Below are 20,691 nucleotides of genomic sequence, written 5' to 3' on the forward strand. Positions count from 1 at the left end.
TGGACGGGCACTCGGACCGCGACCACCGCAGCCTAACTGGCGATTTCTCTGCGAACGTCCTTCAGGCGCGCAAGCAGAGTCTGGTCTAGCACATCGGCGCCGACCTGGATACGGATACCGCCGACGACCTTGGGGTCCACCGAGACATCGACCTGGATGTCCTGGCCATGGCGACGCTGCAGGATCTCCTCGATCCTGGTGACCTGCTCTGGACTGATCGGAGCGCTCACCGTGACATGCGCAACCTTGTGGTTGCGAAGCTGGGCACCGAGGTCGGACAGGTGCTGCAGGAACGGGATCACGTGGCGTCCGCGGGGTTTCGCCGCTACGCGGCGGATGAGGACGAGTGCTTCCGCACTGACCTTGCCCGCGAAAAGCGCGCCGAGCAGGTCCGCCCGTGCAGCAGCGGTCGCGCGTGCGTCCGTGAGCGCGGTGCGGATGTCGACTCGGCCGATCATCGCCTGGCTGGCACGCCAGAGTTCCTGGCTGACCTCTTCGAGGCGCCCGTCGTTCTTGGCGCCGATCAGGATCGCGTCGAAGGCGAACCGCTCCACGGACTCCACGAAATCATCGGCGCCCGACCACCGGCGTGCCGCTGCGTCGGCAACGATGTCGACGGTCTGGGCTTCGAGCCGCTCACCGAAGAGCGAGCGAACGAGCGCCGCCTTGGCTGCGTCTTCGCGTGCCGGGTCTGTCAGTGCGCGGCGAACGGCTCCATTGTCATCGAGGAAATCGACGACCTCCAGGAGCTGCTCGCCGATCGTCGTCGCCTTGGCACCGGCAGCGCTCAGCGCTGGTTCGATGGCCGCCAGGACGGCGTCGCGCGACGCCAATGATGTTCCACGCATTAGTTCCCCTTGGACTGGGACGCGGAGGCGTCGAGGTCAGCGAGGAAACGATCCACCACACGCGACTGTCGCACAGCGTCGTCAAGCGATTCGCCGACGATCTTGGATGCGAGTTCCGTCGCGAGTGTGCCTACCTCATCACGCAGGGCGACCGATGCGGCGACGCGTTCGGACTCGATCTGACGCTGGGCCGTCTCGAGGATTCGATCCGCATCGGCGGATGCGCTGAGCCGCTGCTCGCTCACGATCGCAGCGCCTTCGGCGCGTGCGGACTCGCGGATCTTGGCGGCCTCAGCGCGAGCCTCGCGCAGTGCCTCGTCCTGCTGTGCAAGCAATGCCGCGGCCTCCGCCTGGGCGGCATCGGCCTTCTCGATTCCGCCTTCGATCTTTGCAGCGCGCTCATCCAGCACTGCGGTGAACTTGGGCAGCACGAACTTGGCGATGGCTACGGCGATGATGACCAGGACGATCGCTGACCAAAGGATCTCGGAGGGTTCTGGGATGAAGAGTCTGATCCCTTCAACCTCGCCCCCTCCAGCTGCTAACTGTGCAGTCACGGTGATCCTTAGGCGACAAACGCAAGAACGAAGCCGAGGAGCGCAAGAATCTCAACGAACGCAAGACCGATGAACATGGTCGTACGCAGCTGGTTTGCGATCTCGGGCTGGCGGGCGATGCCCTCGACGGTCTTGCCGATCAGGATACCGAGGCCGATACCAGGGCCGATTGCGGCGATGCCGTAACCGATCGTGTTGAGGCTACCGGTGATTTCGGCGAGGTTCGTGATGTCCACGAGTTTTCCTTTCGTATGGACCGGCCCTGTGCCGGACATCATGTGGGAGTTGGTTCAGCGATGGGTCGCTCGGTGCGGAGCTCAGTGCTCCTCTTCCAGCGACATGTTGATGTACACGGCCGCCAGCAAAGCGAAGATGTACGCCTGCAGTGCCGCTACGAATACCTCGAAGAGGGTCATGCCGAGTGAAGCCGCAAACGTCAGGCCGGAGATCGCCTTCATCCCGCCCGCACTGACCGTGAGGAAATAATGAGTGGCAAGATACGTCAGCGCAAGCATGATGTGACCGGCGACCATGTTGGCCAGGAGCCGGATGATCAGCGATGCAGGGCGGATGACCAGAATCTGAAGGAGCTCGATCGGCGCCAGAATCGGATAGACGAACACAGGGACACCAGGCGGGAACATGTTCCCCTTCAGATATCCCCAGAGGCCGTGCTTCTTGATTCCAGCGGCCCAATAGGCGACCATCACCCAGAGCGCGAGCAGCAACGGAACACCGATGCGCGAGTTGATCGGCAGGTTGATTCCGGGAACGATCGAAGTCAAGTTGAAGGCGAGCACCGTGATGAAGATCGTGGTGACTATACCGATGTACTTCTTACCCTTGCCCGCTCCGAACGTCGACTCGACGATCTGCACGCGCACGAAGTCGAGCAGCAGTTCGATCGCGCTCTGCAGCCGTCCTGGCACAAGGACCGCACGGCGGGCAGCGAACAACAGCACCGTCAATACGACGGCGGTCGCCAGGAACTGGATCAGCTGCAGCCGAGTGATCTCGAATACCGTGCCCTCGAACCAGATCGCAGGCGGGAAAAAGTCCGCTAGGGAAGGTGCGTGAAACTCTTCAGCGCCGCCCTCAGCAATGAGGAGAGTTTGAAGCGTGATCATGACCTGTCATGACTCCTGGGAGATCGGGCGCGGCCGCGCATAGGCAGCAACGGGCCACCGCCGTGTTTGGGTCGGGGCTAGCCTATCGTACTTGCGGCTCTGCTTGCGCATTCATCTTAGGTTGCGGACCGGCGTCAGGATCCGAGAAGAGGAATCCGGGATTTCTGCACCGCGATGGCATCGATGATCGCCGCGCAGATCACTGCCAGGCACAGAACGATCGCGAAAACGGGCCTGTTGTAGAAGTCGGCGTCCTTGAGTGCGAGCAGGATGGCGAACAGCATGATCATCTTGCCGAGCCAGGCTCCGAGGATGATGCCCGCCATCGCTGCGGGTTGCCTGCGCGCGGCGACGATCATCGACACGACCGTGGTCAGCGAGAAGAAGATCGCGATGGCCACGCCCAGCACCACCGCCCACAGTCCCTGGCCTCTGTCGACGATCCAGCCGATCGGCGACGCGACGATCACGATGACGGCGAAGACGACGGCATTCCATCTCAGTGCCTTGATGGCGGCGCGACGGACAGGCGCTCCGTCCGCCAGGCGATCGAGCGGGTTCTCACTGTGGGTCACTGTGGTCTCGTTCTCTCTAGGCTTGAACGCGGCGGGCGCCCCGAGGGCCCGATGCGCTACGTCCGCGGAGCGGGCCAAGGGTCAGGACAAGGGATACTGCGGAGGCGAGCGCGGCGCCGATCAGGACATCCCGCCAGGGGAAGGCGACCAGCGCGACGGCACTGAACGCGAAGACGCCGGTCCACAAGTACATCACGAACACGGCGCGACGGTGGGTGTGGCCGAGCGCCAGCAGACGATGGTGCAGGTGTCGACGGTCCGGATGGAAGGGCGACTTCCCCTGCGCTATCCGACGGATCACGGCCATGGTCATGTCGAGTAAGGGCAGAACGAGCACCGCCAACGGCAGCAGCATCGGCAGGTACGCGGGCAGCGTCTGGCCGCCGGAGACGCGCTCGGGGTCGATATTCCCGGTGACGATGATGGCCCCTGCGGCCATGACTAGCCCGATGAGCATCGAACCCGAATCCCCCATGAAGATTCGCGCCTGGTGGAAGTTGAAGGGGAGGAATCCGACGCAGATGCCCACCAGGGCCGCGACCACGAGCGACGCGAGCGAGGCGTAGTCCTGCGGGCTCGAGGAGAAGGTCAGGAGGTAGGTGTACACGAAGAACGCTCCGCCGCCGATGGCAACCACGCCCGCGGCGAGGCCATCCAGGCCGTCCACGAAGTTGACGGCATTCATGGCGACGACTATCACGAGGACGGTGGCGAACAGGGACATGCGGCTAGACCCGATGGTGAGGCCGCCGATCGGGAGCGTGATCAACTGCACCCCCTGCCAGGCCATGACGCCGGCGGCGAGCACCTGCCCGACGAGCTTGATCATCCAGTCCAGATCCCAGATGTCGTCGACCACGCCGATGAGGCATACGATCGCCGCCCCGAGTATCACGCCCCACGCCGTATTGCCCGATTCCTCGAATATGGGCGCGAGGAACGGGGTGTGGGAGGCGATGACGAAGGACACCACCAGGCCGCCCAGCATCGCCAGGCCGCCCAGCCGGGGAGTGGGGATGGTGTGGACGTCGCGATCGCGAACCGCGGTGTACGCACCCGATCGCGTGGCGATCCATCGAGCGAGCGGTGTGAGAAGGAACGTCACCACGGCGGCGACGACACTCACCAGCAGATAGACCCTCATTCGCCGGCGTCACCGTCGTCATCGGCTGCGCGCGCGGGGGGCGTTCCCTCTACCGGCAAGATTCCGGGCACGAGCTGCGCGAGGTCGGCGTAGCTCACGCCGCCCTCGCGTACGATCCGCAGGACGGGTCCCGTCGCGTCGACGATCGTGGATGCCTGCCCGAGCGGCGAATTGCCCGCGTCGAGGTACACGGCCACGGAATCGCCGAGTTGATCGGCGGCCTCCCGTGCCGACGTAGCGGCTGGGCCGCCCGTCTTGTTCGCGCTGGATACGGCGAGCGGCCCGGTGCGGCGCAGCAATGCGAGCGCGGCCGGGTGGTCCGGCATGCGCAGGGCGACCGTGCCGTGGGTCTCGCCCAAATCCCACGCGAGTGAGGGCTGGGAATGGCAGATGATGGTCAGCGGCCCCGGCCAGAACTTCGCCACGAGGGTGCGCGCCTCGTCCGGGACGCTCTCCGCGAGCGCGTCCAGCACCTGTGCCGAAGCGATAAGGACCGGCGGCGGCATCTGCCGGCCTCGCCCCTTCGCCGCGAGGAGCCCGGCGACCGCGCGGCCGTCGAAGGCATCCGCGCCGATTCCGTACACCGTGTCGGTCGGGAGGACGATGAGCCCGCCGCGCCCGATGGCATTCACCGCCTCGTCGAGTGCTGGCCCCCAGGCGGACTCGTCGCTCACATCGCGCAAAGACGTCACTTTTCCGATTCCTCAATCGTCTCGTCGGGGCTCGCCCCAGGTGAAAGGTTCGCTGTGCGGCGCCCGATAACCATACGCGACCGGCCTGTGAGGTCGGGGCGGGTGCGCACGGCCGTCCACCGCGCCGGGTCGAGGAGTCCGCGCGCCGCCTCTGCCTGCACTTCCGCGTGTTCCATGACGAGGGTGCCACCCGGTTTCAGCAGCCGCTCGGCCGCGGCCACTATCCCGGCAGGCACCGCCAGCCCGTCGGGCCCCAGGCCGTAGAGGGCGACAGCCGGATCGTGCTTGGCCACCTCCTCATCGCGCGGGATGGCGCCGGGGGGCACGTAAGGAGGGTTCGACACGACGAGGTCAACGGTGCCGTTGAGCGGGGCGAGCGCCGTGCGCGCGTCCCCTCGCTGGATCGTGACGCGCCGCATCGTCCCCTCATCGAGGGCAGCGTGATTGCGCGTGGTCCACTCGAACGCCCGCCGGTCCAGTTCGACCGACCAGACCCGGGCGGCGGGAAACTCGTCCGCAATCGCGAAGCCGATCGCCCCGCTGCCAGCGCAAAGGTCGGCGACCACGGCGCCGTCGGTGAGCGGCGCGATCGCTTCGAGCGCGGCGGCGACGACGATCTCGGTCTCGGGGCGCGGGACGAAGACACCGGGGCCGACGGCGAGCGTTAGCGCGCGGAAGTGGGCGACACCGAGAATGTGCTGCAGGGGCTCGCGCCGGGCCCGGCGCTCGGCCAGCTCACGCAAGCGATCGAGCTCACCGGGCGCCGGGGCGAGGCTACCCGTGATGAGCGCGGCACGGAACCGGCCGAGCGGAATCCCGGCAACGGCCTGGGCGAGCGCCAGCGCGTCCGCGCCGGGCGAGGCCACCCCCGCAGATGCCAGCAAGGCCGTGGCCGCATCGATCTCCGCGCGCCAGCCGCCCCCGGGCGGCGAACCGTGCGTCACGGTCACTCCCCCAGGCTCGCCGCGATCCGGGCTTCCTCGTCCGCGGTGATGGCGGACTGCACCACCGGACCCAGCGCACCGTCGAGCACCTGGTCGAGGTTGTACGACTTGTAGCCCGTGCGGTGGTCCGCAATCCGGTTCTCGGGGAAGTTGTAGGTGCGGATGCGCTCGGAGCGGTCCACGGTGCGCACCTGCGAGCGGCGCAGGTCGTTGGCCTGGGCAGCGGCGGCCTCCTGCTGGGCGGCCAGCAGTCGGGCGCGCAGCACGCGCATCGCCTGCTCGCGGTTCTGCAGCTGCGACTTCTCGTTCTGCATCGACACGACGATGCCCGTCGGGACGTGGGTGATGCGCACGGCGGAGTCGGTCGTGTTGACGGACTGTCCTCCAGGCCCAGACGAGCGGTAGACATCGATGCGCAGGTCGTTCTGGTCGATCTCGACCTCGGCAACGTCTTCCGCCTCCGGGAATACGAGCACGCCCGCAGCGGAGGTGTGAATGCGCCCCTGGGATTCGGTGACGGGCACGCGCTGGACGCGGTGGACGCCGCCCTCGTACTTCAGGTGGGCCCACACTCCGTCCTCGGGAGCCACGTTGCCGCGTGCCTTGACTGCGACCGAGACGTCCTTGTAGCCACCCAGATCCGATTCGGTGGCGGAGATGATCTCGGTCTTCCAGCCCTGTGCCTCGGCGTAGCGTAGGTACATCCGCAGCAGGTCGCCGGCGAACAGTGCGGATTCCTCACCGCCCTCACCGGCCTTGATCTCAAGGATGACGTCGCGGGCATCGTCCGGGTCGCGCGGGATGAGCACTCGGCGCAGCCGGTCGGCAGACGACTGCTGCGCCTCGGCAAGCGACTCGGCCTCCTCGGCGAACGCCTGGTCCAGTTCAGCCAACTCGCGGGCCGCGGCGAGGTCGCCGGTGATCTTCTCCCACTCGCGGTACGCCCCCACGACGGCACCCAGTTCGGCATACCTTCGCCCCAGCGAGCGAGCCTTCCCCTGGTCGGCGTGCACCGAAGGGTCCGCCAACGCGGTTTCGAGTTCGGAATACTCGTCCAAGAGCGACTGGACGGCGGCGAACTGATTCGACGCGTCAACCGGAGGGTGGGACATGGCTGCTTCTCCTACGAGTGGTTCTTCTGCGGAAACGACTCAGCGCCGGTGACATCCACCGCCTGCCCCTGGAGAGGTTGGCGGTGTCGATGCCACCGGCGCTGAGAGAGAAGCTACTTGTCCTTCTTGCCGTAGCGTGCCTCGAAGCGGGCGACGCGGCCACCGGTGTCGAGGATCTTCTGCTTGCCCGTGTAGAACGGGTGGCAGGCGTTGCAGACGTCCGCGCTGATCTTGCCCGACGTCTCGGTGCTGCGAGTGACGAACGTGTTGCCGCAGGTGCAGGTGACCTCGGTGACGACGTACTCGGGGTGGATTCCGGCCTTCATGGATTCTCCTTGTGATCTCGGCTACTGGGTCGCCGCGCGGGTTGCGCAGCGTGAACCAGTCAGACCAACGAAGAATTATGCCACTTTCAGCCCGCGAAATCCAGTGGCTGTTCGCTCAGTTCAGTTCCGGGAGCATCAGGTTCGTCACGATCCCGATCTCGCCGGCCCTGAGGTGGATCACGGTGCCCCAGCGGTCGACGTCACCGCACGCGAGGGTGAACTCGTCCTTGTAATACCCGATGGACCAACCGGCGCCATCGGTGCCCGTGGCGGTGTCCCACGCGACGGCCGTGTCCTCGACCGTCTCGTCCGGCGGCACCGGCACCGCGGCGGGCAGCGTCGCGAGATCGCGATGCGGCTGACCCTTGAAGGTGAAACCCGCGTTCGTGATCGCGTCGAGCGCCGCGCCGATGTCCGGTCCACGCCCGATGAAGTAGGCGGCACGCCATGGATAGGTGTTATCCCGCGCGACACCGGTGGCGGCGTCCTCGTTCGTGCACTGCAACGCGAAGCCGCTGTCCCGCATGGCGTCCTCGACCGGTTTGGCGCGCAGAACGGGATTCTGCGCGTCCGTGGTCGGGATGGTCCCGCAGGCGCTGGCTGCGAGCGCCACGAGACAGGCGATGGCCATCGCCCGCGCTGTTCGCGGGAATTTTTGGGCATGGGGCTTGTCGTACACTCGGCAAGGCTAACAGCGGGCAGCGGTGCCTGCACGCTCTCATGGGCTCTCGCGTCTAGGATCGGACCCATGCCCCGCACGCTCATGATCACGAACGACTTCCCCACGCGACAGGGAGGCATCGAGACGTTCGCCGAAGAACTGGCCAAGCGGTTCGACCCCGATGAGATCGTGGTCTACACCGCGTCCATGCCGGGCGATGCCGAATACGACAGGCGGGCTGGTTTCCCCGTGATCCGCGACCGGGCGGGCACGCTTCTTCCCACGCGGCGCGTGCGTAAGGCCGTGGTGCGGATCATGGACGAGTACTCCTGCGATCGCGTGCTGTTCGGCGCTGCCGCGCCACTGTCGCTCCTGTCCCCCGCCCTGCGAAAGGCCGGCGCGAAGCGGATCGTCGCGATCACCCACGGGCACGAGGCGTGGTGGGCGCGCATCCCGGTAACGGCGCAGTTGCTGCGGCGCATGGGCAATAGCGTCGACGCGCTGACCTACATATCGATCTGGTGCCGCGACCAGATCAGCCGGGCGCTGAGTCCTGCCGGTCGGGACCGGCAACTTCGCCTGGCACCCGGGGTGGATCCCGGGCGGTTCTATCCGGGCGTGGGCGCGCGGGACGCGTTCGCGTCGCTGGGATTGGCGGACGGGACGCCGATCGTCCTCGTCACCGGGCGACTGGTCGCCCGCAAGGGCCAGGACACGCTGATCGAGGCATGGCCCGCGGTGCTCGCATCCGCGCCGGAAGCCCGGCTCGTGATCGTCGGCAAGGGCCCCGACGAGGCCAAGCTACGCAAGCTCGCCGCCACGTTGCACGTCGAGGATGCGGTGATCTTCGCCGGTTCCGTGCCCTGGGCCGATCTACCGGGGTACTACGACGCGTGCACGCTGTTCGCCATGCCCTCGCGGACGCGCAAGGGAGGTTTGGAGGTCGAGGGACTGGGCATCGTTTACCTGGAGGCCGGCGCATGCGGCAAGCCCGTGGTCGTCGGCGACTCGGGTGGTGCCCCCGATGCCGTGGTCGACGGCGAGACCGGCTTCCTCGTCGATCCCCGTGATCCCGCCGACGTCGCGGCGAAGATCGTGGATCTCTTGCAGAATCCCGAACTTGCGGCGCGAATGGGATCGGCCGGACGCGCGCGCGTGGAGCGCGACTGGACGTGGGACCAGGTCGCCGCGACCTGCAAGGGGTACCTCGGTCTCTAGCGATTTCCCGTGCGCAAGCGAAGCGGGCAAGACGAAGGGCCGCCCCCGGACGGGGGCGGCCCTTCGCTTGTTCAGCCGTGACTAGCGTGACTAGACAGTGCGGCCGACGCTCTCATCGGAGGACGAGCCAGGCGTGGTCTTCTGAACCTGCAACAGGAACTCGATGTTCGTCTTGGTTTCCTTGAGCTTGCCCAGGAGCAACTCGATCGCCTGCTGCTGGTCGAGCCCGCCGAAGACGCGACGCAGTTTGTAGATGATCTTGAGTTCCTCGGCCGGCAGCAGGACCTCTTCGCGACGGGTACCCGAGGCGTTGACGTCGACCGCCGGGAAGATCCGCTTGTCAGCCAGTTGGCGGCTGAGGCGCAGTTCCATGTTTCCGGTGCCCTTGAACTCCTCGAAGATGACCTCGTCCATCTTGGAGCCGGTCTCGACGAGCGCCGAGGCGAGGATCGTCAGGGAGCCGCCTTCTTCGATGTTGCGCGCGGCGCCGAAGAACCTCTTCGGCGGGTAGAGCGCGGACGCATCCACACCACCGGACAGGATGCGGCCGGAGGCGGGTGCCGCGAGGTTGTACGCACGCGACAGGCGGGTCAGCGAATCGAGCAGCACCACGACGTCCTGACCCAACTCGACTAGGCGCTTGGCCCGCTCGATCGCCAGTTCGGCGACGATCGTGTGATCCGACGCGGGGCGGTCGAACGTCGAGGCGATGACCTCACCGTTGACCGTGCGCTCCATGTCTGTGACCTCTTCGGGCCGCTCGTCGACGAGAACGACCATGAGGTGAACCTCGGGGTTGTTCGCGGTGATCGCGTTGGCGATCTGCTGCATGATGATCGTCTTGCCGGCCTTCGGCGGGGCGACGATCAGGCCGCGCTGGCCCTTACCGATCGGCGCCACGATGTCGATGACGCGCGGCGTCAGGCGCGTTGCGGCCGAGTTCTCCAGGCGCAGTCGCTCCTGGGGATACAGCGGCGTCAACTTTGCGAAGTCGGGGCGCTTGCGAGCGGCCTCGGGGTTCAGGCCGTTCACCGTGTCGAGCCGGACCAGTGCGTTGAACTTCTGCCGGTTGCTGGACGGGTTGCTCTCGCCATCCTTCGGCGCCTTGATCGCTCCCGTGATCGCGTCTCCGCGACGGAGCCCGGCCTTCTTGACCTGAGCGAGGGATAGGTAGACGTCGTTCGATCCGGGCAGGTAACCGGAGGTCCGGACGAACGCGTAGTTGTCGAGCACGTCAAGGATGCCCGCGACGGGGACGAGGACGTCGTCTTCCGAGATCTCGATGTCCTCGATCGGACCGGCATCCGCGAGTCCGCGAGCACCCCGTCCGCGTTTGGAGCGGTCGCGGTAACGGTCGCGACCGCGCCGGCGGCGGCCGCGCTCGTCGTCGAGTTCCACGGTCGATTCCTGGCGGCGGGAGCCGTCACGCTGCGCGGCACCGCCAGCGCCACTGGCCGAATTCCGCGACTCGCCATCACGCTGACGCTGGCGACGAGACCGCTGCTCGCCGTCGCGTCCCCGGCTGGCGCTGGGCAGGTCGTCGATGACGGAGGCGGCCCGATCTGCGCGGTCGGCGCCGCCCTCCTCGCGGCCCTGGGCGTCGCGGTTCTGCGCGTCGCGGTTCTGCCCGTCGCGGTTCTGCGCGTCGCGGTCGGGACGGCCCTGGCGACTCTTGCCAGCGGTGCTCAGGAGGTCATCGAGGATGCCGTCGGTGTTGTGCGAGCGCTGCTCGCCGTCCGCCGGCGCGTCGCGTCGTGAGCGACGTTGATCGCCTTCGTGGTTCCCGGAGCGGCGGTCGTTGCCGCGCGCGGCGCGAGTAGTGTCCGCGCCGTCGCCGGCGGTCTGACGAGCCACAGATTGCGCGGTCGAGGACGATGCGACGGACAGTTGAGCGCCCGCGGCTTCGCCGCTGCTTGCGCGGAGCGTGCCGGATTTGGGGGCTGTTGCGCTCTTGGACCTGGCGGCGCCGCCGCGCTGGCCCTGGATGGCCTCGACGAGGTCTCCCTTGCGCATCTTCGATATGCCCTTGATCCCCATGGAGGAAGCAATTTTCTGCAATTCAGCCAGCTTCAGCGAGCCCAGTGGGCCACGGGCGCCATCGCTCGCGCCGCCGACCGTCTCAGTTGAGGTTGCAGGTTGTGTCACGAAGGAATCCTTCTCATCTTTTCGGTGCCCCGCGAAAGGAATGCGGGGCTGGTCTCGCGTGTCGATCGATGCGCGAGAGATCATTGATGCCGGAGTCAGAGGCGACTGACGGCTGGGTAATTCGTTCCTGCTGTGGCAAGACCGGGACAAGAATCCTGGTTTGGCTCGTGACTCAACAGACCTCGATCACTAAACAGTCCGAAGGTGAGTCGCAGGGGGATCGTTCTGCTTTGCTGACGGGATCTCGGCGAATCGCGCCGGGGCCGTCATGCAACGCCGACCCAAGGCCGGCGCGTCATACGATCATCACTACGATACCACCACATAGCCGCCCATTCCACGGATGGTCGGGCTCGGGCGGTTCAAGCGCCGACAACGCGACAGGACGCGCCCTCGTGAGCTACGCCCGGGCGCAGCACCCGCCATCCGCCCGGCGCGGTGCCGTCCTCGTCCCATCGTCCGGTGATCCCCGCGATGGCCTCGTCCTCCTCGGCCCGGCCGGAGCGCGTGCCCAGGACGAGCACCGTCGGCCCCGCACCAGAGATCACCGCGGCGAGCCCCGCCGAGCGCAGTCGCTCGACGAGCAGCGTCGAACTCGGCATCTGCGCCCCGCGGAAGCCCTGGTGCAACCTGTCGGCGGTCGCATCAAGCAGGAACTCGGGGTGCTGCGAAAGCGCCGCGACGAGCAGCGCCGAGCGGCCGGCATTGAACGACGCGTCCCGGTGCGGCACCTCCGCCGGGAGCGCGGCACGTGCCGCCTTCGTGGCTAGCGTCGTGTCCGGGATGAGAACGATAGGGTCGATGTCGTCGGCAAGGGTAAAGCGCGTGGCGCGCGCAACGGGAGAGCCATCGGGATCCTGCCCCATCCAGGCGACCGTCGCGCCCCCCAGGATCGCGGGGGCGGCATTGTCGGGATGCCCTTCCATCTGCGTTGCCAGCGCAAGGATGGCATCGTCGTCGAGCGCGCCTGAATCGGAGATGAGCCCGCGCGCAGCGAGCAACCCGCCAACGCACGCCGCGGCCGAGGATCCGAGTCCGCGCGCGTGCGGGATGACGTTGCGGCAGGTCAGGTGCAGGCCGACATTGGGGGCGCCGACGTACTCCAGGCCCACTCGAATCGCCCTCGCCACCAGATGCCGTTCGTCGGTTGGAACGCCGTCGGCCCCCTCCCCCTCGACGTCAACCTGGACGGAGGGCGTGGCGAGCGCACGCACGCGAATCGTGTCGCGCAGGTTCACGGCGAGACCCAGGGCGTCGAACCCGGGGCCAAGGTTCGCGCTCGTCGCCGGGACGGAAACCTCGACGTGGTCCGACCGGAGCTGCATCGTTAGAGTCCCAATGCGTCGGCGATCGAAACCACGTCGGCGCTGATGCGCTGCGGGGTGACCTCGGAGCCGTCCGCGCCGCGCAGCGCCCACTGCGGGTCCTTCAGGCCGTGTCCAGTCACGGTGATGACCACGCGGGCACCGGCGGGGACGAGACCCTGTTCCGCGCGTTTCAGCAGTCCCGCTGCACCGGCCGCGGAAGCCGGCTCCACGAACACGCCGACCTCGGCGGACAGGATGCGGTGCGCGGCGAGGATCTCGTCGTCGGTCACCGCCTCGATGACGCCGCCGGACTCGTCGCGAGCGGCCTCGGCCTGCGCCCACGACGCGGGGTTGCCGATGCGGATCGCGGTGGCGATCGTCTCGGGCGCGTCGATCGGGTGCCCCTTGACGATGGGCGCCGCCCCAGCCGCCTGGAAGCCCCACATCTGCGGGAGCCGGTCGATCCTCCCGGCCGCGAGGTACTCGCGGTAGCCCTTCCAGTACGCGGTGATGTTGCCGGCGTTTCCGACGGGCAGCGCGTGAATGTCGGGTGCCGACCCGAGCGCGTCCACGACCTCGAACGACGCCGTCTTCTGCCCCTCGATGCGGTCCGGGTTCACGGAGTTCACGAGTTCGACGGGGTACGCCTCGGCGAGTTTGCGGGCGGCGACGAGGCAGTCGTCGAAGTTGCCGTCCACCTGCAGCAACGTCGCGCCGTGGGCGATCGCCTGCGAGAGCTTGCCCATCGCGATCTTGCCGTCCGGGACGAGCACCGCGCAGGTCATGCCCGCAGCCGTCGCGTACGCGGCGGCGCTGGCCGAGGTGTTGCCGGTCGAGGCACACACGACTACCTTGGCGCCACGCGCAGCGGCGGCCGAAATGGCGGCGGTCATGCCGCGGTCCTTGAACGACCCGGTCGGGTTCATCCCCTCGACCTTCAGGTACACCTCCGCGCCGGTGAGCTCGTTCAGGCGACGAGCGGCGACGAGCGGCGTGCCGCCCTCGCCGAGCGTGACGGTCTTCTCCGTCAGGTGGGCGGGGAGCAGGTCGGCGTATTCGTTGATCACGCCGCGCCAGATGTGTGCCATCAGATTCCTATCACTCGCAGGACGGATGCGACCTCGGTCACCGAGTCGAGCTCGGCGAGGTCGGCGACCGTGGCGTCCAGGTCTGCCTGGCGCGCACGATGGGTGATGATGATGAGTTCCGCAGCGTCCCGCTGGCTCGCCTGCGCCGTATCGCTCTGCCGCACTGCCTCGATCGACACGCCGTGCTTCGCCACGACCGACGCCACCTGCGCCAGCACACCGGGCCGATCGGCCACGTAGAGCCGAATCTGCAGTCGGGTGAGCGCATCGGCGGACGGCGCGGCGGCGAGGCCCGCGTACGCGGATTCGGCGGGCGCGAGCCCGCCGTGAACGCGATGCCGCGCGGCTGCGACCACGTCTCCGAGCACCGCGGACGCCGTCGGGCGGCCACCCGCGCCTCGTCCATAGAACATCAGCTCGCCGGCGGATTCCGACTCGACGAAGACCGCGTTGAACGCGCCGTGCACCCCGGCGAGCGGGTGACCGGTAGGCACCAGTGCGGGGTGGACTCGCGCCTGAACGCCGCCAGCGGTGTTCTCCACGATGGCCAGCAGCTTGATCACGTGCCCCGATTCGGCCGCCGCCGCGACGTCCTCCTTGGTGACCGCCGAGATCCCCTCGCAGGCGACGGCGCTGAGGGGTATACGCGTGTGGAACGCGAGCGAGGCGATGATCGCGGCCTTCGCCGCCGCGTCATGACCCTCGACATCGGCCGTCGGGTCGGCCTCCGCGTAGCCGAGTTCCTGAGCCTGCCCGAGCGCCACGTCAAAGGCGAGTCCGGCCGTGGTCATCTCGTCAAGGATGTAGTTGGTCGTGCCGTTCACGATGCCGAGCACCCGGGAGATCTCGTCCCCCGCCAGTGATTCCCGAAGCGCACGCACGACGGGGATGGCCCCGGCCACGGCCGCCTCGAAGTACAGATCGGCGCCGGCCGCCTCCGCGGCCTCGTACAGCTCGGGACCGTGCGCGGCGACGAGCGCCTTGTTCGCGGTCACGACGGATGCGCCCGCGGCGAATGCACGCAGGATCAAGGTGCGAGCGGGCTCGAGGCCGCCCATCAGCTCGACGACGAGATCAGCGCGGTCGACGAGCGAACCGGCATCCGAGGTCAGCAGGGCCGGATCGATGACGGAGTCGCGCGGGGCTGAGGTGTCTCGCACCGCCACGCCGATGAGTTCCAGGCCGCTGCCGACGCGGGCCGAGAGGTCGCCCTCCTGCGTCACGAGGGAGCGGATCACCTCAGTTCCCACGACCCCGGCGCCAAGTACCGCAATGCGGAGAGACCTATCCTGCACGCGTGTCACGACTCGAAGTCCTCCTGAGGTGCGGTGGGGTGAGGCGAACGAAAGAACTCGCTGGCCCCGCTCAGTGTATCGAACGCCCAGGCCCGCTCCGTAGTCGGCGCAGTGGGCGCCGAGGGGCACGTTCGGGGCTCAACCGCGCCTGCGCCCACTCGGAAACGGCGCTAGCGCCAGCGCTCCGGCAAATAGGGCGATGCCCAGCGCGATGAAGCCGCCGGTGAGGGCGGCGTGCGCGTCGGTGGGCGCGGTCGTGCTCGCCAGCTCAGCGCGCACCACGGGGGCCTGCGCCGTTGCGGCGAGCGCCACCGGTTGGGTGGTCGGCCACGGTCGGGACGAGTTCTGCGTCGCGCCTGCGGCAGTCACCGCCCCGCTTGGCGGCAGCACTGCGGTGGGCGTCGAGGCAGGCGGTAGCGTCGACGGTCGCACCACGGTCGCGGTCGAGGGCCTCGAGCCGGAGTCCTCGCCCTTGTCGGCCTTCTTCTTGACCGTGTTCTTCACATTGGCTGCGTCATAGGTCACGGTGAGCGCCGCGGCGGGCTTGGCCCAGTCACGCGAACCGCCCGAGGTGTACCAGTAGGCGCTCTGCCCGGTCTCCAGGTGGAAGTCGATGAACGACTGCGGGAAGGACCCCCAGTAGCCGGCGTTCGCCGTAGTCTTAGCCGCCTGTGCCGAGTGTTCTCCTCCGCCCGCCTTCACGGAGACGCCGAGGTATTCGGGGGTGATGGTGAAGCCCTTCGCGGCGCTCACATCCACCCCCGTGAGATTCGCGAGAGTGACCTTCCGCTCCTTCAGCGGGCTCCACTTGGTGGCGTCATCCATCGACGAGGCGTAACCGCCCGCGGTCGCGGTGAGCGTGGCGGAGCCGTTCTTGGCGACGGTCAGCACGGGATTCTTGGCGTACCAGTAGGTCATACCGCCATAGAAGGCGACCGTGAAGGATCCCTTCCACGCGATCTTGGCGGTGCCCTTCTTCGGGTTCAGGGTTCCGGTTCCCCCGGAGATGGAGACGATGGACTCGGTGGTCGCGCTGTTGCCGTTGCTCACGGCCGTGCCCGTGCGGGTATGGCACTTCGTCGCCCAGGTGGCGCGCTCCAGCTTTCCCCGCGAGTTCGGTTTGAGGATCTCTACGTTCCCGGAGGCGGCCTTGTACAGTCCACTGCTCTGGGTCCATGCCTTGGCCGCATCATTGTTTCCGGCCTGGCCGGCAGACAGGAAGTTGCAGCCTCCGAAGAAGGCAGCCGACGACGTCTCCGCGTTGAGCCCCCAGCGCAGGACCGCATCCTTGACGGTGACCTTGGAAGTCAGGGAATCGCCATCGTCCTTGGTGGTCTTGTCATCGTCCGGCTGCGTGGGAGTGACCGGATCCGAGGGCTTCGGATTCTCGGATGGGAGAATCGCTTTGATCGGAATGTCGGTGTATGAGGGCTTGACCCCATCGTCGCCCAGGATCATGTCCGCAACGGAGAGGTCGTGCGCGACTTTGTTCTGATCCGACAGCCCGCCGGAGCTGTACCAGTAGGCGCTCTGGCCGGTCAGGGTCTGGTAATCGATGAACGAGGCGGGGAAGCTTCCCCAGTAGGCCGCGTTATCCGCCGTGCGCGCGACCTGTGGAACCCTGCTGGCATGATCCGATACGGTCACGCCGACATAGTCCGCCTTTGCCGTGAACTCGGGTTCGACAGCGGTGGTCGAGCGGAACGTGGCGAGTTCGACGACGTGCGGCGGTAGGACGCTCCATTTGGTTGCGTCTTCCATGTCCGCACCATAGCCGCTCAACGTCGCGGTGAGGCGCGCACTCCCGTCCGCCCGCACCTGAAGGATCGGGTCGGATGCGGACCAGTAGGTCATGCCGCCGTAGTAGGCGACGGTGAAGGACCCGGACCAGCGGATCTCTGCGGTACCAGCCGCCAGATCGAGCCACCCCTCGCCATCGGCGATAACGACTCGGTTGCCGGTCCTCCGGTTGTTGCCGGATGTAACCGTCGTGCCCGACGCATCCTGGCACTTCGTCGCGAAGGATGGCGGCTCGTAGCCATCGCCCGTTGCCTTCTCGATCCTGACGTTGCCGTCCGACACCCGGTAGAGACCATCGGACGCGGACCACAAACGCGACTTTCCGGCATTCGCGGCTACTCCGGCCGAAAGGAAGTTACACCCACCGAAATAGGCCGCGCTGCCCGATTCGTCGTTGAGGCTCCAGGCGAGGGTGGCCCCAGTCACCGCTCGAGCGGTCGATTCCGCCGACACGGCTGCGGGTGCCGCGAGAATCGGCCCGACAAGCCCCGCGCCAAGAAGCGCGGACAGTGCCGCGATCGCTGCGAGCTTTATGCGTGGTTGCCTCACCTACTCCCCCTTCCTTGCCGATTCGAACGTTGCGGTGTTGGATTCCGGGTTCGGGGGCGAGGGCGCTGGGGGTACTGCGGCCCGGGCGCCCGAGGAGGACGAGGACGAGTCCTGCCCCGCGCTCTGCGAGTCCGCCTCGCGGCCGCGCGCCGCCTGGCCTGACCTGTTGCGCGCCGCCATTGCCTTGACCGGCCTCCTCGAGAGGATCCGCCAGATGAGCGCGGCAATGAACACGGCCAGCGCCAGGCCCACGAAGACAACGATGGGCCAGGGCGGAATCCAATCGGGCCACGATGAGCCGCCGGGACTCTGAGCAACCGGGGTGGCACTGATCGTCGCCTGTTCAGGAGCGATCCTGACGGGGAACGAGGCCGTGGCGGAGCGCCCGGAGGCGGCACCGGTCACCTTGAGAGTGTGCGTCCCCGCCTGGGCCAGTTCCGGCAGTTGCAGCACACCCGCTGTGGCACCACCCACGCCGGCGATCAGTGGCCCTATCGCCGCGATGCCGTCATCCAGGACGGCGACGAGTTGCTCCCCCTCCTGGAAGCCGGTCGCGGTGAAGGCCAGTACCCGCCCGACGACGGCGGTCTCGCGATCGACGACGACAGCGGCGGTGCCCGTATCAACCGCGTCCGCCTCCGGGTTGGCGGGCGTGACAGCTCCGCCAGCGCCCGTGGCGGGATCGCCCGTCCCCGTTTCGCCACTCGTGTCATCCCTCGGCGTGGTGGACGGCTGTGACGAGTAGATCGACTTGAAAGCGATCGGGGTGAAGACCTCGTTCTGGCCGTTGGCGACGCCGTGAGCGCCGATCGTGAACACTCCGCAGGTGACGGTGCGGCAGTCGATCACTGTCTTCTTGCCGTCGCGGGCGACCGCCTCGAACGTCGGACCGGGGATGACCAGCGTGGTCTTCCACGAGCCATCGGCGGCGATGCTGCCGCCGTTCGCCGCGACTTCAGTCTCGGAGCCCTGGAACGAGACGAACTTCTGGAACCCCTGGTTGTCCTTCGATTCGCTGTCGGGGACATACAGGTAGTCGCCGTTGCCGACAGATCCGCCCTTGCTGGGCTGCCAGGCGCCGGACTTCACCCAGCCGAACACCACGTAGATACCGCCGAAGCCGCCTTTAACGGACTGGTATCCCGACCCCGTGACGGTCACCGACGTGGAGTAGGTGAGGTCCGCCTCGGCCTTGCCGAACTCGTTCGCGACCGCCAGCTTGGCGGCTGCCCCGGCGGGACCCGCGAGTGCGACAACTCCCACCAGCACGCCAGCGCAACCAATCGCGAACGCGACGGCGAGCGCGACGACGCGCCCTGCTGGCCGATGAATGCGACGCGTGGTAATCCTCACAGGACTGCTTCCGCCTCTCTATTGGGAATGATCACCGGGCTGGCCTGTCCGGGCCGTTCGATGACGTCGATCGGATGCCCGTACACGTCGCTCAGCAACTCCGCGGTCATCACCTCGCGCACGGGACCGGCTGCCTTAACGATCCCGTCGGAGAGCACGGCCACGCGGTCGGCGTAGGCCGCGGCGAGCGAGAGGTCGTGCAGCACGATGACGATGGCCATCCCGTTGCGGGCGTTCTTCCGGACACGCGTGAGCACCGCCTCTTGATGCCTGATGTCGAGTGCGGCGGTGGGCTCGTCCAGGAACTGCAGCGCGGTGCCCTGTGCCAGGGTGCGCGCGAACGCCGTGCGCGCCTTCTCGCCGCCAGAAAGCGTGGGGAACCGCTGCGAGGACAGGTGCGTGACCTCGGTCGCGTCGAGCGCGCGCTCGACGACCTCCTCGTCCTGCGCCTCCGCCGAGGTTCCCGCCCAGGGGGCGCGGCCCATCTCGACGACCTGGCGGACGGTGAACGGGAAACTCACGTGCTGTTCCTGCAGCAAGACCGCGCGCAGCCGCGCCTGCTTGGCGTGGCTCAGCGAAGTGAGCGGAATGCCGCCGAAGTGGACGCTGCCGGCGTCCGGCTTACGGTCGCCGGACAGGACGGAGAGCAGAGTCGATTTGCCCGCCCCGTTGGGACCGACCAGGACGAGCACCTCGCCGGGGAATATCTCGAGGTCGATTCCGCACAGCACGTCTCGGTCGCCGAGTCGCACCCGAACATCGTTGACCTGGACGAGAGCGCCGGGAGCGGACGCCGCCATCAGCGCCACCCCCCCGACGTCTTGCGCGTGCGGCGCAGGAGCCAGAAGAAGAACGGACCACCCACCAGCGCGGTGAGCATACCGATAGGCAGGTCCGCGTAGGCGATCGCGGTGCGCGCCACGAGATCCGAGGCGAGGAGGACGAGCGCTCCACCGAGCGCGCAGATCGGAATGAGGGACCTGTGCGCAGGGCCGATGAGCATGCGCACGACGTGCGGCACCACGAGGCCGATGAACGCGATGATGCCGCAGAATGCTACGGCCGCGCCGGTCAGCAGCGCGACGATGACGATCGCGATCACGCGCACGCGCTCGACGTGGACACCCAGGTGGCGCGCGGCCTTGTCCCCCAGCGACATCAGGTCGAGGGATCGGGCGAGGAACAGCGAGACGATGAAGCCGACCGCGATCAGTGGTGCCGCCACGCCCACGTACTGCCAGCGGATGCCATTGAACGATCCGAGTTGCCAGAACACTATCTGCTCCCGGGCCTGCGTATCCCCCAGGAACGTAAGAAATGCCAGCGCCGCGCCGGTGAACGCGTTGATGGCGACGCCCGTCAGGATCAGGGTGACGACCTCGGTGCGGCCACCGGATCGCGCCAGCAGGTATACCGCGATGGCGGTGATCAGTCCGCCCAGGAACGCCATCACGGCGATGGTCCAGTTGCCGAAGAAGGTGAGGCCGAAGACGATGGTCGTGCTCGCTGCCACTGCGGCACCGGACGACACTCCGACGACTCCCGGCTCGGCGAGGGGGTTGCCGAATACCCCCTGCATGAGCGCACCGGCCGTGGCGAGGGCCGCGCCGACGAGCATCGCCATCACGACGCGGGGAAAACGGATGGTCCACAACGCCGCATCGCCCTGCGGATGCGACGGCATGGGCCACACATGGATGCCGATCCGGTTCATGACCGAACCCAACACCTCTGCCGGTGGGACGTGCAATTGTCCGCTGCCGGAAGCGATGACCGCGACGACCGCTAGCAGGATGGCGGCAATGGTCGCGACCAGCCAGGTGCGACCTCGGCGCACGCTCATGGTTCGCTGGGAGGCAGTGCCCGTGCCCGACGCGGCGGGCGCTTCGTGAGCGCTCGGGCTGGCCTCCGAGATCAGCAGCGAGTCACCCGCAGAGAGGTCCCTGGTGG

General features: G+C 67.6%; 20 protein-coding genes. 1 reads left to right on the top strand and 19 read right to left on the bottom strand.

Annotation, left to right across the window (positions count from 1 at the left end; genetic code table 11):
* Window positions 1-32: 32 nt before the first annotated feature.
* The 11 genes from FB461_RS07185 to FB461_RS07235 all read right to left on the bottom strand — a co-directional run bounded on the left by FB461_RS07185 (window position 33) and on the right by FB461_RS07235 (window position 7,956).
* Window positions 33-848: a F0F1 ATP synthase subunit delta gene (locus FB461_RS07185; RefSeq protein ID WP_142120241.1), complete on the bottom strand. Its 816-nt coding sequence runs from the start codon at window positions 846-848 to the stop codon at window positions 33-35.
* Window positions 848-1,405: a F0F1 ATP synthase subunit B gene (locus tag FB461_RS07190; protein ID WP_246046065.1), complete on the bottom strand. Its 558-nt coding sequence runs from the start codon at window positions 1,403-1,405 to the stop codon at window positions 848-850. Before FB461_RS07190 ends, FB461_RS07185 begins: the two co-directional genes overlap by 1 nt.
* Before the next feature lie 8 nt (window positions 1,406-1,413).
* On the bottom strand, window positions 1,414-1,641 hold the full coding sequence (gene atpE / locus FB461_RS07195) for an ATP synthase F0 subunit C (RefSeq protein ID WP_142120245.1): 228 nt from the start codon (window positions 1,639-1,641) through the stop codon (window positions 1,414-1,416).
* 81 nt (window positions 1,642-1,722) lie between these two features.
* Entirely contained in the window at window positions 1,723-2,532 is an 810-nt protein-coding gene (atpB, locus tag FB461_RS07200) for a F0F1 ATP synthase subunit A (protein WP_142120247.1), read from the bottom strand.
* Window positions 2,533-2,666: 134 nt separating this feature from the next.
* Entirely contained in the window at window positions 2,667-3,107 is a 441-nt protein-coding gene (locus FB461_RS07205) for a Cg1360 family ATP-synthase-associated protein (protein WP_142120250.1), read from the bottom strand.
* A 16-nt stretch (window positions 3,108-3,123) separates the two neighbouring features.
* Complete coding sequence (locus FB461_RS07210) at window positions 3,124-4,251, bottom strand: MraY family glycosyltransferase (protein WP_142120252.1); 1,128 nt, start codon at window positions 4,249-4,251, stop codon at window positions 3,124-3,126.
* Complete coding sequence (locus FB461_RS07215; RefSeq protein ID WP_142120889.1) at window positions 4,248-4,934, bottom strand: L-threonylcarbamoyladenylate synthase; 687 nt, start codon at window positions 4,932-4,934, stop codon at window positions 4,248-4,250. The genes FB461_RS07210 and FB461_RS07215 overlap by 4 nt, the downstream gene beginning before the upstream one ends.
* 5 nt (window positions 4,935-4,939) lie before the next feature.
* Complete coding sequence (gene prmC / locus FB461_RS07220) at window positions 4,940-5,887, bottom strand: peptide chain release factor N(5)-glutamine methyltransferase (protein ID WP_211349849.1); 948 nt, start codon at window positions 5,885-5,887, stop codon at window positions 4,940-4,942.
* 2 nt (window positions 5,888-5,889) lie between these two features.
* Entirely contained in the window at window positions 5,890-6,999 is a 1,110-nt protein-coding gene (gene prfA, locus FB461_RS07225) for a peptide chain release factor 1 (protein ID WP_142120253.1), read from the bottom strand.
* Between the two features lie 113 nt (window positions 7,000-7,112).
* Window positions 7,113-7,325 (bottom strand): 50S ribosomal protein L31, encoded by a 213-nt coding sequence (rpmE, locus tag FB461_RS07230; RefSeq protein ID WP_142120255.1) that lies wholly within the window; start codon window positions 7,323-7,325, stop codon window positions 7,113-7,115.
* 115 nt (window positions 7,326-7,440) lie between these two features.
* Entirely contained in the window at window positions 7,441-7,956 is a 516-nt protein-coding gene (locus FB461_RS07235) for a hypothetical protein (protein ID WP_142120257.1), read from the bottom strand.
* Between the two features lie 117 nt (window positions 7,957-8,073).
* Between FB461_RS07235 and FB461_RS07240 the strand changes: the two genes are divergently transcribed.
* Window positions 8,074-9,204: a glycosyltransferase family 4 protein gene (locus FB461_RS07240; RefSeq protein ID WP_142120259.1), complete on the top strand. Its 1,131-nt coding sequence runs from the start codon at window positions 8,074-8,076 to the stop codon at window positions 9,202-9,204.
* A gap of 90 nt (window positions 9,205-9,294) precedes the next feature.
* On the opposite strand, the gene rho is transcribed toward FB461_RS07240, so the two are convergent.
* From rho to FB461_RS07280, 8 genes are all read right to left on the bottom strand, one after another.
* Window positions 9,295-11,433, bottom strand: coding sequence for a transcription termination factor Rho (gene rho / locus FB461_RS07245; RefSeq protein WP_142120261.1), 2,139 nt, complete (start codon window positions 11,431-11,433; stop codon window positions 9,295-9,297).
* 278 nt (window positions 11,434-11,711) lie between these two features.
* Window positions 11,712-12,674 (bottom strand): homoserine kinase, encoded by a 963-nt coding sequence (gene thrB / locus FB461_RS07250; protein WP_142120263.1) that lies wholly within the window; start codon window positions 12,672-12,674, stop codon window positions 11,712-11,714.
* A 2-nt stretch (window positions 12,675-12,676) separates the two neighbouring features.
* Window positions 12,677-13,744, bottom strand: a complete 1,068-nt coding sequence (gene thrC, locus FB461_RS07255) for a threonine synthase (protein ID WP_142120265.1) — start codon at window positions 13,742-13,744, stop codon at window positions 12,677-12,679.
* Entirely contained in the window at window positions 13,744-15,048 is a 1,305-nt protein-coding gene (locus tag FB461_RS07260; protein ID WP_142120266.1) for a homoserine dehydrogenase, read from the bottom strand. Before FB461_RS07260 ends, thrC begins: the two co-directional genes overlap by 1 nt.
* A gap of 129 nt (window positions 15,049-15,177) precedes the next feature.
* Window positions 15,178-17,388 (bottom strand): RodZ family helix-turn-helix domain-containing protein, encoded by a 2,211-nt coding sequence (locus tag FB461_RS07265; protein WP_142120269.1) that lies wholly within the window; start codon window positions 17,386-17,388, stop codon window positions 15,178-15,180.
* The gene (locus FB461_RS07270; protein ID WP_142120271.1) at window positions 17,389-18,741 is read right to left on the bottom strand and encodes a hypothetical protein; all 1,353 of its coding nucleotides are present in this window, start codon (window positions 18,739-18,741) and stop codon (window positions 17,389-17,391) included.
* Window positions 18,738-19,541, bottom strand: coding sequence for a heme ABC transporter ATP-binding protein (locus FB461_RS07275; protein WP_142120273.1), 804 nt, complete (start codon window positions 19,539-19,541; stop codon window positions 18,738-18,740). Before FB461_RS07275 ends, FB461_RS07270 begins: the two co-directional genes overlap by 4 nt.
* Complete coding sequence (locus FB461_RS07280) at window positions 19,541-20,584, bottom strand: FecCD family ABC transporter permease (protein WP_246046131.1); 1,044 nt, start codon at window positions 20,582-20,584, stop codon at window positions 19,541-19,543. Before FB461_RS07280 ends, FB461_RS07275 begins: the two co-directional genes overlap by 1 nt.
* Window positions 20,585-20,691 lie beyond the last annotated feature (107 nt).

This window comes from Rarobacter faecitabidus (genome assembly GCF_006716265.1).
Taxonomy (GTDB): domain Bacteria; phylum Actinomycetota; class Actinomycetes; order Actinomycetales; family Cellulomonadaceae; genus Rarobacter; species Rarobacter faecitabidus.

What these genes read in the sequence shown, in the direction of transcription:
- prfA (WP_142120253.1), bottom strand. Translation starts at nt 6,999, where the DNA reads ATGTCCCACCCTCCGGTTGACGCGTCGAATCAGTTCGCCGCCGTCCAG.
- FB461_RS07240 (WP_142120259.1), top strand. Translation starts at nt 8,074, where the DNA reads ATGCCCCGCACGCTCATGATCACGAACGACTTCCCCACGCGACAGGGA.
- rpmE (WP_142120255.1), bottom strand. Translation starts at nt 7,325, where the DNA reads ATGAAGGCCGGAATCCACCCCGAGTACGTCGTCACCGAGGTCACCTGC.
- FB461_RS07210 (WP_142120252.1), bottom strand. Translation starts at nt 4,251, where the DNA reads ATGAGGGTCTATCTGCTGGTGAGTGTCGTCGCCGCCGTGGTGACGTTC.
- rho (WP_142120261.1), bottom strand. Translation starts at nt 11,433, where the DNA reads ATGATCTCTCGCGCATCGATCGACACGCGAGACCAGCCCCGCATTCCT.
- thrB (WP_142120263.1), bottom strand. Translation starts at nt 12,674, where the DNA reads ATGCAGCTCCGGTCGGACCACGTCGAGGTTTCCGTCCCGGCGACGAGC.
- FB461_RS07235 (WP_142120257.1), bottom strand. Translation starts at nt 7,956, where the DNA reads ATGGCCATCGCCTGTCTCGTGGCGCTCGCAGCCAGCGCCTGCGGGACC.
- atpB (WP_142120247.1), bottom strand. Translation starts at nt 2,532, where the DNA reads ATGATCACGCTTCAAACTCTCCTCATTGCTGAGGGCGGCGCTGAAGAG.
- FB461_RS07185 (WP_142120241.1), bottom strand. Translation starts at nt 848, where the DNA reads ATGCGTGGAACATCATTGGCGTCGCGCGACGCCGTCCTGGCGGCCATC.
- FB461_RS07275 (WP_142120273.1), bottom strand. Translation starts at nt 19,541, where the DNA reads ATGGCGGCGTCCGCTCCCGGCGCTCTCGTCCAGGTCAACGATGTTCGG.
- thrC (WP_142120265.1), bottom strand. Translation starts at nt 13,744, where the DNA reads ATGGCACACATCTGGCGCGGCGTGATCAACGAATACGCCGACCTGCTC.
- FB461_RS07280 (WP_246046131.1), bottom strand. Translation starts at nt 20,584, where the DNA reads ATGAGCGTGCGCCGAGGTCGCACCTGGCTGGTCGCGACCATTGCCGCC.